The sequence below is a fragment of the Streptomyces bicolor genome (assembly GCF_000719285.1).
Classification (GTDB): domain Bacteria; phylum Actinomycetota; class Actinomycetes; order Streptomycetales; family Streptomycetaceae; genus Streptomyces; species Streptomyces bicolor.
Map to the genome: position 1 here is coordinate 109590 of NZ_JOFS01000003.1, position 13433 is coordinate 123022.

A 13433-nucleotide genomic window follows, 5' to 3' on the forward strand; every position below is an offset into this window, starting at 1 on the left:
GTCTGGACAAAAAAAGTTTTCGGTGAGACGGTGGAACCATGCTGGACGTCACCGTGATCGAGGACCCCGAGGCCGCAGCCGTCTCCCTGGACCCCATAAGGGCCCGGCTGCTCGCCGAGCTGGCGGCCGGGCCCGCGTCGGCCGCCATGCTCGCCGGCAAGGTCGGGCTGCCCCGGCAGAAGGTGAACTACCACCTCAAGGCGCTGGAGCGGCACGGACTGGTCGAGCTGGCCGGTGAGCGCCGCAAGGGCAACGTGACCGAGCGGCTGATGCGGGCGACCGCGGCGTCGTACGTGATCTCGCCGCTCGCGCTCGCCTCCGTACAGCCCGACCCGGACCGTTTCCGGGACCAGCTCTCCGCCCGCTGGCTGCTCGCGCTCGGCGCCCGGCTCGTCCGGGACGTCGGTTCGCTGATCACCGGCGCGACCAAGGCCCGCAAGCGGCTGGCGACGTACGCGCTGGACGGCGAGGTCCGCTTCGCCTCGGCCGCCGAACGGGCCGCGTTCATCCAGGAGTTGACCGCGGGTGTGAGCGCGCTGATCCGCAAGTACGACGCGCCCGACGCCGAGGGCGGCCGGGATCACCGGATCGTCATCGCCGTACATCCCACGGTCAAGGACCAGCAGCCGACCCAGGAACTGAACCAGTAGTACTCAGGAGCCCATCATGTCCAAGGAATTCGAGATCGCCCGCGAGTTCGAGGTCGATGCCACGCCGGAGCAGGTGTGGGACGCGATCACCAACAACACCGGTGGCTGGCTGTGGCCGTCGGAGCCGCCCGAGCCGCGCGTCGGCGGCAAGGGCGCGATGGGCTCCACGGTCACCGCCTGGGACCCGCCGCACCGGTACACCAACCGCATCGAGAACGTCGAGGAGATCGCCGAGCAGACCCTCAACCAGCTCGACTACACCATCGAGCCGCGCGAGGGCGGTCGGCGTGCCTGGGTGCGGTACGTGCACAGCGGCATCCTCGTCGAGGACTGGGACAACCAGTACGACGCCGCGAACCGGCACACCGACTTCTATCTGCACACCCTGCGCCAGTACCTGACGCACTTCGGCGGCCGTACCGCCGCCTTCGCGACCTTCGACGGACCGGAGGCCTCGAAGGCCGCGGACGCGCTCGTCGCCGTCGGGCGGGCGCTCGGCGTCGGGGAGGACGTGGCCGAAGGGACGCGGTTGACGGTCCACGGGCCCGACGAGTTCGACGCCGTGGTCGACTTCCGCACCCCGTACTTCATCGGACTGCGCACGGACCGGGGCCTCACCCGGGTCTTCGGGCGCAACCACTGGGGCTACCCGGTCGGCATCTCCCTGCACGACTTCACACCGGGCGCCGACATCAAGGAGTGCGAAGCCGCCTGGCAGGACTGGCTGAACGGCGTGTTCAGCCAGTCCTGAGACCCCACCGGAGGTTACGGGCGGAACCGCAGCACCTGCGGGTCGTGGTCGCTGATCTGGTCGTTGAACTCCGCGTTGATGTGCACGCTGTCGTACTCGAAGTCGCAGTCGCGCCGGATCGACGGGCTGACCAGGATCTGGTCCAGCGTCTGGGCGTTGCCCTGGTAGACGTACGAGTAACGCTCGCTCTTCGGCAGCGACTTGATCGCCGACCAGAGCACGCCGTCGCCCTCGAGGATCTTCACGGTGTCGGAGAACTCGAAGTCGTTGATGTCGCCGAGGGCGATCACGTCCGCGTTCTTCTGCGTGTCGAGGATCTCCTTGACGAAGGCGTGGAGGGCCGTGACCTGCGCGTGGCGCTGAACCTCAGAGCTGCGGGCCGGCGGCTGGTACTGCGAGGTCAGACCCTGGTCGCCGCCCTTGGAGTTGAGGTGGTTGGCGATCACGAAGACGGTCTTGCCGCGGAAGACGAACTCGCCGGCCAGCGGCTTGCGGCTGTTGGTGAAGGCCGCGTTCGCCGGGTCGATCCGGCCCGGCGAGACCGTCAGCGCGGCCTTGCCGCGCACCTTCGTCACGCCGGCGGCGGTGGTGGCGTCGCCGCCCGCGCGGTCGGTGAAGGAGACCCGCTCCGGGTTGAACAGGAACACCTGGCGGATGTTGCCGCCCGGCTCACCGCCGTCGGCCTTGTCGACCGGGTCGATCGAGCGCCAGTCGTACGTCGGGCCGCCTGCCGCGACGATCGCGTCGATCAGCTTCTGCATCGTCTGGTCGGCGGCGACCGTACCGTCGTTCTTCGCACCGTTGTTGTCCTGGATCTCCTCCAGGGACACGATGTCCGGCGACTGCAGGTTGTTCACGATCGCGGAGGCGTGCTGGGCGAACGTGGCGTCGGACGGGTCGAGGTTCTCCACGTTGTACGTGGCGACCGCCAGCTCCCCGCGCGACTGCTTCCGCGTCGTCTCCCGCTCCAGACCGGCGCTCTTGAGCGTGCCGATCTGGTTGGCGATCAGGGTGTAGCCGCCGAACTGGTTGTAGTCGAGGGGGCCGGCCGTGGCGCCCTGGAGGACGTCACCGACGTTCGCGACGGGGAAGTCGGCGGTCTTGCCCAGCGACTGGATCTGGATCCGGCCGGTGTTCTGGGAGTCGTAGGAACCGTAGACCGTACCGCCGCGGCGGTTGCGGTGCTCCCACGGCTTCACCGTGACCCACAGCTCGGTGTACGGGTCGGTGGCGCCGACCACGCGGGTGTCGGCGACCTGGACGTTCTCGCCCTCCAGGGACTCGTAGTAGTCCAGGGCGTACTTCGCGGGCTCCAGGGTCAGACCGTTGACCGAGCCGCCCGCGGAGCTGTCGCCCTGCGGGCTGTAGGCGGCCGGAACCGACTTCGCGTCGATCGCCTTGGCGGCCGGGACGGCGTTGCCGCTGGAGACGACGGTGATCGTCGGCTTGGTGATCTCGGTCAGCGACTGGTTGCCGGAGGACGCGCCGCCCGGGACGTACTCCGCGACCGTGCCGGAGACCAGGACCGAATCGCCGACGGCGACCTTCGGGGCGGAGCTGGTGAAGACGAAGACGCCATCGCTGGTGGCCGGGTCGTCGTCCGCCTGGGCGTCCTGGATCCAGAAGCCTTTGGACGAGCCGTAGGTGCGCACGCCGGTGACGATGCCGGCCACGTCGGTGACCTGCTTGCCGGCGTACGGGGATATTCGGGTGCTGCCCTGGATGTCATGGATGCGCACGGAGTCGGCGTGCGCGGGCGCGGTCAGCGCGACGGTGGACGCCGCGGAGCAGACGGCGGCGACGGTGAGCGCGGCAAGACGCGCGGACTTGTTGCTCGGCAACGGGATCCCTCCGGGGACATACGTGGGTGCCGGGACGAGGGTGGTGCGTGGAACGTGGGGGGTGCGACCGGTGGGGCGGCGGCAACGCGCGTAGAAAACCCAGTGAACAGATGTCCGCCAGACTTCTACGCGCGTAATCTCCTGCCTGGTCACGCCACTTGTCAAGGTTTCGGCCATGTACGCCGCCTGACGGGGAGATGAACCGGGCGGCATGGGTGGAAATCCGTCTAGGCTGAGCGGTTGAGCCGTGATGTGAAGCGGCAGAGCCGTGATGCGTCGTGATGCGTACGGCCACGCAGAGCGCCCTAGGAGAAACAGCAGATGTCAGACAGCTCCCGCTCCCCCCTGCCGCCGGTGCGGCTGCACCCCGAGGCGGAGCTGGCGCGGGACGCGCTGTCCACGCCGTTGCTCTCCCGGGCTGCCCGGCTGGCCCGCTGGGCCGGGCCCGACACCCGGGTCGACGCCGGGGGAGGGCTCGTCGAGGAGCAACTGCCGGCCGCCGCCGAGGTGCTCGGGCTGAGCGGGGACGACGCCGCCGCGTACGCGAGCGAGGCCTGGCGGGTGGCCGTCGACACCGGACTGGTCGAGATCGCCGACGAGGAGGCGGGCATCGTCGCGGCCGGCGCGGAACTGGCCGTGCTGACCGGCGGTTCGCCGCAGGACGTGCTCGGCGTGTGGCTCGGCGCGCTGGACACGGTCCTCGCCGATGCGAGCGTGCCCGACCTCGACGACCTGGTCGACGCCATGGACGCGGGCGGCGAGGTCGACTTCTCCTCGCTGGACTGGGACCCGGAGGCCGAGGCGGAGTTCCTCGACGGCGTCCTCGGCAACCTGTACCTGCTGACGGTCAGCGACGACGGCCCCGGCGACAGCCCCGTACCGCTGCCCGCCCTCGCCGCGTCGATGATCGTGCCCAGCGACATGGGCGAGCCCACGAACGACGTGCTGGAGCAGGTGTCCGACGCGATGATGCGCCTCGACGACCAGTTCCGGCTGCTGGCGCCGGTCGGCCTCGTGGACTACCAGCCGGTGGACGAGGCGCTGATGGCGGACGCCGAGGGCGCGGCCGATGAGCAGCTGGGGGGCGTCGACGACACCGACGTGTCCCGCTACGGCATGGTGCGGCTGACCCCGCTCGGGCGGTACGGGCTGCGGGCGCGGCTGCTGGAGGCCGGGTTCGAGGCGCCGGCGGTCGGGGAGCTCGCGGACAAGGGCGCGGACGCGCTGCTCGACGGGACGGCCACGTTTCCGCAGGGCGCGGCCCAGGCCGAGACCGAGCAGTGGCTGGCCGCCCGGCCCGAACCGCTCAACGCGGCACGGGAGTTGCTGGCGGCGGCACGCGGCCTGGACGCCGGGGCGCCGCTGCGGCGGCTGCGCTGCCAGCAGGCGCTGTCCCTGGTGGGTGCGGAGGCCGAGCCGGCGCTGCGGGAAGTCCTCGACGATCCGGAGCTGGGCGGGCTGGCGCGGGTGTGGCTGACGGAGGCGGGGTTCGGTGATGTTCCCGCGCCGACGCAGGACCTGGTGTTCTGGCTTACCGTCGACACGGTTGCCGCGCAGCTGGCTGCGGAGGGGAACTCCGATGAGCTGAGGGCGTTGGTGGAGGGGTTGGCCGCGCAGCACAGTGGGTTCTTCGCCGCGGCTTGGCGGGTGGGTCATCCGGCTACGGCGGATGTGCTGGAGGCGATGGGGCGGTTGCATCCGGACAAGAAGATCGCGAAGGAAGCGAGGAAGGCTGCGTTCAAGGCGCGGTCGCAGCAGGGGGGCTGAGCTTGTTGTGCGGGTGCGGGTGGGGTGTGGCTGGTCGCGCAGTTCCCCGCGCCCCTAGGGGGTTGCCCGCACCCGGCGTTGAATCATGGAAGCGAGTCTTCTGAGGACGTCTGGTGTTCAACCGGTGTTCACGCGTGGGCGGGACCCTTGCGCCGTCCCGGAGTCCGCCACCTCCCACGGCACACCCACTGTCACAGGAGACACCATGTCGCTCACCCGTAGGGACTTCGCCCGGAACTCAGCGATCACCGGTGCCGGTGTCGCGCTGGCGGGCAGCGCCGGCGTTCTCGGTACCGCGCCGAACGCGCTCGCGTCCGCGGACACCGAGATCGCGAGCGAGGAGTCCGCGGACGCTCAACGTGGCGGTGTCGGATACGGACCGCTGATCTCGGACCCCAACGGCATCCTCGCGCTGCCGGCCGGGTTCAAGTACCGCGTCATCACCTACAGCGGCAAGACGAAGCTGGAGTCGGGCGAGTTCACCCCCTCCAACCACGACGGCACGGCCGCCTTCGACGGCCCGCGCGGCACCACCCTCCTCGTCAACAACCACGAGCTGAAGGGCCCGCGCGCCAACTGGAAGCACCCCGTCCCGCTGACCGAGGGGCTCGTCTACGACCCGGCCGCGTCCGGCGGCTGCACCGTCGTCGAGGTCCGCCCCGACGGACAGGTCGCCGAGTGGGTCGGCATCGCCGGCACCTCCACCAACTGCGCGGGCGGCCGCACGCCCTGGGGTACCTGGCTCACCTGCGAGGAGAACTCCGACAGGGCCGGCACCAACGGCATGACCAAGGACCACGGCTACGTCTTCGAGGTCGACCCGAGCGACCGCCGGGCCAACCAGAATCCCAAGCCCCTGAAGTTCTTCGGCCGCTACGACCACGAGGCCGTCGTCATCGACCCCAAGCGCGGCCACGCCTACCTCACCGAGGACGCGGCGAACCCCAACGGCCTGCTCTTCCGCTGGACCCCGCCGAAGGGCTTCGAGTACGGCCGCGGCAAGTTCCGTACGCTCGCCGACGACGCGGGCGTCCTGCAGGCCCCCAAGTGCTTCGACTCCGGCGGCAAGTTCGTCGACGACCTGTCCCGCGCCACGAAGATCGGCACGGTCTACGGCGTCGACTGGGTGGACGTCCCCGACCGCGACGCCAGGACCGTCGCCGTGCGCAAGCAGTTCGGCGCCGGCGAGATCACCCGCGCCCGCAAGCTGGAGGGCATGTGGTGGGGCGACGGCGGCGCGTACATCGTCTCCTCCTACGCCCGTGCGGAGAGCCCCGGTGCCGCGCACGACGGCCAGGTCTGGTTCTACGACCCCAAGCGCCGCACCCTGACCCTGAAGGTCCTGCTCGGCGTCAACCCCGACCCGTCCAAGGACGGCGCCTTCGACGGCCCGGACAACATCACCGTCTCCCCGTACGGCGGCCTCGTCATCGCCGAGGACGGAGAGGGCGTCCAGCACCTCTTCGGCGCCACCGACAGCGGCCGCACCTATCCCATCGCCCGCAACGAGCTGAACCTCGGCACCGAGGACGAGCCCGAGTACAGCGAATTCGCCGGCGTGACCTTCTCGTGCGACGGCAGGACCCTGTTCGCGAGCATCCAGACGCCCGGCATCATGCTCGCCATCACCGGGCCGTGGAAGCGGCAGCGGCGGTAATTAATTCGTTCGCCCGGCCCGCGGTACGCCTCCTAGAGTGATGAACGTCCAGGTGCGAAGGCAGGACCTACTTCCACTCATAATGGGGCGGCCGCGGGTTCGAGTCCCGCCACCGGTACAACGCGCCGGTGTAGCTCAGGGGTTAGAGCACCTACGTCGGTTCCGCCGACTTCGATCTCTGGACACCACAACTTCATGCACCTCCCGGTGCGCAGGCCGCGGCTACTTCTTCTCCAAAAAGAATCCCATGCCGCAGCCGACTTGATCTCGGGAGGCGCAGCTCATGGTGGGTGCCCGGTGCGCAGGCGGCGGATACTTCGGGAACTGGTGGGGGACACCCCTCGTGCGGGTTCGAATCCCGTCATCGACCCAGGGTCGATGTGGCGGAACGGAAGACGCGCCAGTTTATAAGCACCGCAACCGACTTCGACCTCGGGCACCCTCCTTTTGCTGCGCCTCCCTCCGAAACCACAGTGAATTCGGGGGAATTCAGCATGGCGCGATTCAACACACGTGCGGCCAAGGCGCGTCCCACTTCGCGAGTGACGTCGACGGGGCGTGTGCTGCGCACCTATGAGGGCGGCCGCGGTCATGAGCGCGACGCGCGCTCCGAGCTCTTTCTGCTCGCCATCGCCAATTTCGTCTCGCAGGAGACCTTCTACGAGAGCGGCGCCGACCGCGACGACCGTTTCGCGACCCTAGTACGCGAGCTCGCCGTCACCGACCCGGTCTGGACGGCCGGCCTGCTCGGCTGGCTGCGCGGCGAGGGCAACCTCCGTACGGCCGCTCTCGTGGGCGCCGCCGAGTACGTGAAGGCACGCCTCGACGCGGGCGCCACCGACGGCCCGTCCAACCGGCAGGTCGTCGACTCCGTGCTCCGGCGTCCCGACGAGCCCGGCGAACTGCTCGCGTACTGGACGGCGACGTACGGCCGCAACGTGCCCAAGCCCGTCAAGCGCGGTATCGCCGACGCCGTACGGCGTCTGTACAGCGGCAAGTCGCTGCTGAAGTACGACACCGCGTCCAAGGGCTACCGCTTCGGCGACATCCTCAACCTGACCCACGCCGCGCCGGACCCGGCGAAGCCCTGGCAGGGCGAGCTGTTCCGGTACGCGCTCGACCGCCGGCACAACCCGGACACGGCTGTGCCGCCCGCGTCGAACGCCGTACTCACCGCGCACCGCGAGCTGATGGCGCTGCCGGTCGGGCAGCGGCGTGCGGTCGTCACGTCCACGGGCGGCGCCGAGCGGCTGGCGGCGGCCGGGATGACGTGGGAGGCGCTGGCCGGCTGGCTGCAGGGCCCGATGGACAAGGCGGCCTGGGAGGCCGTGATTCCGTCCATGGGCTCGATGGCGCTCATCCGTAACCTGCGGAACTTCGACGAGGCGGGTGTGTCCGACGAGGTGGCGGCCCAGGTCGCCGCCCGGATCAGCGACCCGGCGGAGGTCGCGCGTTCGCGGCAGTTCCCGTTCCGCTACCTCGCCGCGTACCGGCACGCGCCCTCGCTGCGCTGGGCGTACCCGCTGGAGCAGGCGCTCGGCCACTCGCTGGCCAACGTGCCGGCGCTGCCCGGCCGGACGCTGGTCCTGGTGGACCGTTCGGGCTCGATGTGGGCGCGGCTGTCCGACCGTTCGCAGCTCAACCGGGCCGACGCGGCGGCGATCTTCGGCACGGCTCTGGCGCTGCGCGCGAAGGACGCGGACCTCGTCGAGTTCGGCACCACGAGCCGGCGCCTGACCTTCGGCAAGGGCGAGTCGGTGCTCAAGATCCTGGGCCGCTTCGGCGACCTGGGTGGCACGGACACCACCTCGGCGATCCGCGCGCACTACCGGGGACAGGACCGGGTGCTGATCGTCACCGACGAGCAGTACGCGTACAGCCACCACGGCGACCCGACCGAGCAGGTCCCCGCCGACGTGCCGGTCTACACCTGGAACCTCGCCGGGTACCGGGCGGGCCACGGCCCGTCCGGGAAGGCGAACCGGCACACCTTCGGGGGCCTGTCGGACGCCGCTTTCCGGATGGTTCCGCTGCTTGAAGGCGCCAGGGATGCCGACTGGCCCTGGGCGGCCTGAGGCCTGAGCCGAGCTTTTGAGTGTGGCCCGCACTTCACGGGGGTGCGGGCCACACCCCTGTCCGTGCCCTTGTCCGGGCGCACACTGATATCTAACATTTCAGTTCGTGGAGGCCATACGACCCGTAGCCCGGACCCTGCTCAGGGACCGGGCGTACGAAGCGATCCGGGACGCCATCGTGGCCGGGGAGATCGAGCCCGGCGCGGTGGTGCGGGACGCCGAACTCGCCGAGCGGCTCGGGCTGTCCCGGGCGCCGGTGCGCGAGGCGTTCTCGCGGCTCGTGGACGAGGGGCTGCTGGAGAGCAAGCCGCAGAGCTACACACGGGTGACCCCGGTCGTGGCGGCCGAGGTACAGGACGCGGCCGCCGTGGTCGGTGCCATGCATGAGCTGGTGACCCGGGTCGCCGTGCCCCGGCTGATGGCCGCGGACGTGGAGATCATGCGCGCCGCCAACGCGAGATTCGCCGCCGCCGTCGAGGCCGGTGAGGTCGGCCTCGCCCTGCGCGCCGACGACGAACTGCACGACGTACTGGTCCGGGTGAGCGGCAACCGCGCGGCCGCCGCCACCGTCGCCCGCTACACCCCGCTCATCCGCCGCCTGGAGCGACAGCGGTTCGGTGAGGGCGGGACCTGCCGCTCGGCCGGGCTGCACGAGCGGCTGATCGAGGCGTGCGCCGCCGGTGAGGTGGACGCGGCGGTCCACGTCACGGCGGAGATCTGGCGCACCCTCGCCGACCTGGCCGACTTCGACTGACGCCGTTGCCTCTGGAGGCGCCTGATGTCCTCTTCCCCGTCCCTCTCCTCGTACGAGCGCTACCCCCTCCTCTTCGGCCCGTCCCCCGTGCACCCCTTGGAGCGCCTCACCGCCCACCTCGGCGGCGCCTCCCTCTGGGCCAAGCGCGAGGACTGCAACTCCGGGATCGCGTACGGCGGCAACAAGACCCGCAAGCTGGAGTACCTGGTCGCCGACGCGCTCGCGCAGGGCTGCGACACGCTCGTCTCCATCGGCGGCGTGCAGTCCAACCACACCCGGCAGGTCGCGGCGGTCGCCGCTCGTGCCGGTCTCAAGTGCGTGCTGATCCAGGAGAGTTGGGTGGACTGGCCCGACTCCGTCTACGACAAGGTCGGCAACATTCTCGTCAGCCGCCTCGCCGGCGCCGACGTACGCCTCGTGCGGGCCGGGTTCGGGATCGGCTTCAAGGAGAGCTGGGAGCAGGCGCTGCGGGACGTGGAGGAGTCGGGCGGCAAGCCGTACGCCATCCCGGCCGGTGCCTCCGACCATCCGCTCGGCGGTCTCGGCTTCGCAAGGTGGGCGTACGAAGTCGCCGAGCAGGAGCGGGAGTCGGGCGTCTTCTTCGACACGCTGATCGTCTGCTCGGTGACCGGCTCCACCCAGGCGGGCATGGTCGCCGGCTTCGCCGCCCTGGAGGGGGCCGGTGGCCGCCCGCGCCGCGTCCTCGGCATCGACGCCTCGGCCAAGCCCGCCGCGACCCGCGAGCAGATCGCCCGGATCGCCCACAACACCGGCCGACTCATCGGCGTCCAGCGGGAGTTGACCGAGGCCGACGTCGAGCTCGACGAGCGGTACCACGGCAGCACGTACGGCATCCCGGACGAGACGACCCTGGAGGCGATGCGACTCGCCGCACGGACCGAGGGCATGGTCACCGACCCCGTCTACGAGGGGAAGTCGATGGCCGGGATGATCGACCTGGTCCGGCGGGGAGAGATCGGCCGGGACTCGACCGTGCTGTACGCCCACCTCGGGGGGCAGCCGGCGCTCAACGCTTACAGCGCGTTGTTCTAGGGACGGTTCGGCAGCGCGCCCCCCAAGGGGCGCGGGGCTGTATCGACGTGCGGCTCCGCAGCGTGGACGCGACCAGCCACGATGGCGCCGCAGGCGACCGACGACGACAAACCGTGGCAGTCCGTAGTCGCACCCGCTCCTTCACCCGGCAGGGTCCTCGCGCCCACTTGGCCGGATACAGTGCTCAGCGTGTTGGCGGACGATCAGCGGCAGGAGCCGAGTGTCGACCGGACCGACGGCCCCCGCCGCCGGGCCACGATCCACGACGTCGCCAAGCTGGCCGGAGTGTCGCGGCAGACGGTCTCCCGTGCGGTGAACGACCAGGGTGAGATCGACCCGGGAACCAAGGAGCGCGTCCTGGAGGCGGCGCGGCTGCTGGACTACCGGCCGAGCCGGTTCGCGCGCGGTCTTGTGCGCAAGGGGACCGTGACGGCCGGGCTGGTGATCCCGGATCTGATGAACCCTTTCTTCCCCGAGGTGGCCGCGGGCGTGCTGGAGGCGGCCGAGCAGCGCGGCTGGCAGGTGGTCGTGTGGGACTCCCGCATCGACGAGGCCCGCGAGCGGGATGCGCTCGACGTGCTGTCCCACCAGGCGGATGCGGTCGTGGGCTACTTCAAGAGCCCGGACGACGTGCTCGCCCAGCATCTCGGCGGTGTACCGCTGGTGCTGCTGGAGCGCGGCCCGCAGCAGACCCGGTTCGCGGCCGTGGGGATCGATGCCGCCGCAGGGCTCGAGCAGGGCATGGCGCACCTCGTGGCGGCTGGTCACCGCAGGATCGGCATGTTGGACGGCGTCTACGGCCCCGGCCTGCGACGGGAGGCCTTCCTCAAGGAGGCCCGGCGGCACGACCTGCCCGTTGACGACAACTGGATCGCGCTGTGCGACGACCACAGCGTGGCGGGGGGCGAGGCCGGCATGGAGCGGCTGCTGGACGAGCGGACCGAGATCACCGCCGTGTTCGGCTTCAACGATCTCCTCGCGATCGGCGCCATGCGCGCCGCCCGGCGCCGCGGCCGCCGGGTCCCGGACGACCTCGCCGTCCTGGGGTTCGACGGACTGTCGCTGGGCGAGTTGGTCGACCCCGCCCTGACCACCCTGCACATCGACAAACGGCGGCTCGGTCGGCTGGCTGTCGAACAGGTGGCCCGGCTGCGGGCGGGCGAGGATCCGATGAGCGGCGCGGATGCCTGGATCATCCCGGAGCTGGTCGTGCGGGCCTCCGCCTGATACCGCATCGACGTCCCGTAGGGATCTGGTGACGGGCGCCACGAAGATGTGACCGGGACCGCGGGCCGTGCACCGGACGCGCCGGGCGCCCCCTGTCTGTCGGACGGGGGCGCCCCGGACGTCGTACGAATGCGACTGTCTACAGCGCCTGGGCCGCCGGCTTCACCATTCCCCGCACCGTGCGGGACTTCACGAAGTCGCCCATGGCCGTCATCTCCCATTCGCCGGAGAACTGCCTGATCAGCTTCGCCATCATCACGCCCGTCTGCGGCTCGGCGCTGGTGAGGTCGAAGCGGACGAGTTCCTCGCCGGACGTGGCGTCGATCAGCCGGCAGTAGGCCTTGGCGACCTCGGTGAACTTCTGGCCGGAGAACGAGTTGACCGTGAAGACCAGGCCGGTGACGTCCTGCGGGAGGCGGCCGAGGTCGACGGTGATGACCTCGTCGTCGCCTCCGCCCTCACCCGTGAGGTTGTCGCCGGAGTGGCGGATGGCGCCCTGCACGATCTGGAGCTTGCCGAAGTAGCAGCTGTCGATGTGGTTGCGCTGCGGGCCGTAGGCGATGACCGAGGCGTCCAGGTCGATGTCCTTGCCACGGTACGCCGGCTCCCAGCCGAGGCCCATCTTGACCTGGGAGAGCAGGGGGCGGCCGCCCTTCATCAGGGACACGGTCTGGTTCTTCTGGAGGCTGACGCGGCCCTTGTCGAGGTTGATCTTCCCGGCGCCGGGCGCGGGCGGGGCGGGGGGCGCCGGAGGGGCCGGGGGAGCGGCCGGGGTGGACATGGGCGGGGCCGGCGGGGTGACCGGGGGCTGCATGGTGGGCTGCGGCGGGGTCACGGGGGCCGGGGCCGGCTGGGCCGGTTCCTCGACCGTGACGCCGAAGTCGGTGGCGATGCCGGCCAGGCCGTTGGCGTAGCCCTGGCCGACCGCGCGGGCCTTCCAGGCGCCGTTGCGCAAGTAGATCTCGACGATCACCAGTGCCGTCTCGGTGCCGAGCTGCGGGGGAGTGAAGGTGGCCAGGACGCTGTTGTCATCGGCATTGCGGATGGTGGCCGTGGGTTCGATGCCCTGGAAGGTCTGGCCGGCGGCGTCCGGGCTGGCGGTGACGACGATCTTCTCGATGCCGGGGGGTACGGCTGCCGTGTCGACCGTGATCGCGTCGGGGCTGGTGCCGCCGCCCGAGCGGTACGTCACGCCCGGGCCGCTCGGCTGGTTGTAGAAGATGAAGTCGTCGTCGGAGCGCACCTTGCCGTCGGCGGTGAGCAGCAGGCCCGATACGTCGAGCCGCACCGGGGCGGCGACGTCCACCGTCACGCGCGCGGCGGAGAGAGGGATGTTCGAGCCGGGGGTCATAGCTGTCATGCCCGGTGAACGAGCGGGGGCGATTTACCGTTCCCTTACCAGGGACCGTTCGGGTCAGTGACGGTTGCGGGGGTGGTTGCGGGCCGTGCGTTCGTTGCCCCGCTTGTAGTTTCCGGTCCAGCGGGCCATGACGAGCTGAGGGTCGGACGTCTCGACCTCGGCGAGAAACTGGGCGGCGCGGGGGCCGTGGAGGGTGGTGGCGGGACGGCCGTGGTGGGTGATGTGCACGGTGCCGTTTGCTTGTTCCTGGTAGCTGAATCCGTGAGGTCGGGGCATGTCCGGGATCGTAGGCGGAGGT

At 70.6% G+C, this 13433-nt stretch carries 11 protein-coding genes; 8 read left to right on the top strand and 3 right to left on the bottom strand.

The features are described from left to right. Window positions 1–38 precede the first annotated feature (38 nt). Both IF78_RS0104410 and IF78_RS0104415 read left to right on the top strand, forming a co-directional pair. Window positions 39–650 carry an ArsR/SmtB family transcription factor gene (locus IF78_RS0104410; RefSeq protein WP_031477372.1) on the top strand — a complete coding sequence of 204 codons (612 nt, stop codon included), beginning with the start codon at window positions 39–41 and terminating at the stop codon, window positions 648–650. A 16-nt stretch (window positions 651–666) separates the two neighbouring features. Then, the gene (locus IF78_RS0104415) at window positions 667–1401 is read left to right on the top strand and encodes an SRPBCC family protein (RefSeq protein ID WP_031477371.1); all 735 of its coding nucleotides are present in this window, start codon (window positions 667–669) and stop codon (window positions 1399–1401) included. 14 nt (window positions 1402–1415) lie between these two features. Here IF78_RS0104415 and IF78_RS0104420 read toward each other — a convergent pair whose 3' ends face one another. Continuing rightward, on the bottom strand, window positions 1416–3242 hold the full coding sequence (locus IF78_RS0104420; RefSeq protein WP_031477370.1) for an endonuclease/exonuclease/phosphatase family protein: 1827 nt from the start codon (window positions 3240–3242) through the stop codon (window positions 1416–1418). A 321-nt stretch (window positions 3243–3563) separates the two neighbouring features. On the opposite strand from IF78_RS0104420, the gene IF78_RS0104425 reads away from it, so the two are divergent. The 6 genes from IF78_RS0104425 (at window position 3564) to IF78_RS0104450 (ending at window position 11775) form a co-directional block, all read left to right on the top strand. After that, on the top strand, window positions 3564–5009 hold the full coding sequence (locus IF78_RS0104425; RefSeq protein WP_031477369.1) for a hypothetical protein: 1446 nt from the start codon (window positions 3564–3566) through the stop codon (window positions 5007–5009). A gap of 205 nt (window positions 5010–5214) precedes the next feature. Further along, window positions 5215–6666 carry an alkaline phosphatase PhoX gene (locus IF78_RS0104430; RefSeq protein ID WP_031477368.1) on the top strand — a complete coding sequence of 484 codons (1452 nt, stop codon included), beginning with the start codon at window positions 5215–5217 and terminating at the stop codon, window positions 6664–6666. A gap of 494 nt (window positions 6667–7160) precedes the next feature. After that, window positions 7161–8741, top strand: a complete 1581-nt coding sequence (locus IF78_RS0104435; protein WP_031477367.1) for a TROVE domain-containing protein — start codon at window positions 7161–7163, stop codon at window positions 8739–8741. A 106-nt stretch (window positions 8742–8847) separates the two neighbouring features. After that, window positions 8848–9495 carry a GntR family transcriptional regulator gene (locus IF78_RS0104440; RefSeq protein WP_031477366.1) on the top strand — a complete coding sequence of 216 codons (648 nt, stop codon included), beginning with the start codon at window positions 8848–8850 and terminating at the stop codon, window positions 9493–9495. Between the two features lie 24 nt (window positions 9496–9519). Continuing rightward, entirely contained in the window at window positions 9520–10548 is a 1029-nt protein-coding gene (locus tag IF78_RS0104445; RefSeq protein WP_031477365.1) for a 1-aminocyclopropane-1-carboxylate deaminase, read from the top strand. 189 nt (window positions 10549–10737) lie between these two features. After that, a complete protein-coding gene (locus IF78_RS0104450; protein ID WP_107049883.1) occupies window positions 10738–11775 on the top strand; it encodes a LacI family DNA-binding transcriptional regulator in 1038 nt (345 codons plus the stop codon). A 139-nt stretch (window positions 11776–11914) separates the two neighbouring features. Here the strand turns inward: IF78_RS0104450 and IF78_RS0104455 are convergent, their stop codons facing one another. Then, window positions 11915–13126: a TerD family protein gene (locus IF78_RS0104455; RefSeq protein WP_031477363.1), complete on the bottom strand. Its 1212-nt coding sequence runs from the start codon at window positions 13124–13126 to the stop codon at window positions 11915–11917. Window positions 13127–13189: 63 nt separating this feature from the next. Next, window positions 13190–13411 carry a hypothetical protein gene (locus IF78_RS0104460; RefSeq protein WP_031477362.1) on the bottom strand — a complete coding sequence of 74 codons (222 nt, stop codon included), beginning with the start codon at window positions 13409–13411 and terminating at the stop codon, window positions 13190–13192. Window positions 13412–13433 lie beyond the last annotated feature (22 nt).

Excerpts from the sequence above, each read along its gene's own strand:
- IF78_RS0104430 (WP_031477368.1), top strand. The coding sequence starts at position 5,215 with ATGTCGCTCACCCGTAGGGACTTCGCCCGGAACTCAGCGATCACCGGT.
- IF78_RS0104410 (WP_031477372.1), top strand. The coding sequence starts at position 39 with ATGCTGGACGTCACCGTGATCGAGGACCCCGAGGCCGCAGCCGTCTCC.
- IF78_RS0104415 (WP_031477371.1), top strand. The coding sequence starts at position 667 with ATGTCCAAGGAATTCGAGATCGCCCGCGAGTTCGAGGTCGATGCCACG.
- IF78_RS0104460 (WP_031477362.1), bottom strand. The coding sequence starts at position 13,411 with ATGCCCCGACCTCACGGATTCAGCTACCAGGAACAAGCAAACGGCACC.
- IF78_RS0104445 (WP_031477365.1), top strand. The coding sequence starts at position 9,520 with ATGTCCTCTTCCCCGTCCCTCTCCTCGTACGAGCGCTACCCCCTCCTC.
- IF78_RS0104455 (WP_031477363.1), bottom strand. The coding sequence starts at position 13,126 with ATGACCCCCGGCTCGAACATCCCTCTCTCCGCCGCGCGCGTGACGGTG.
- IF78_RS0104435 (WP_031477367.1), top strand. The coding sequence starts at position 7,161 with ATGGCGCGATTCAACACACGTGCGGCCAAGGCGCGTCCCACTTCGCGA.
- IF78_RS0104425 (WP_031477369.1), top strand. The coding sequence starts at position 3,564 with ATGTCAGACAGCTCCCGCTCCCCCCTGCCGCCGGTGCGGCTGCACCCC.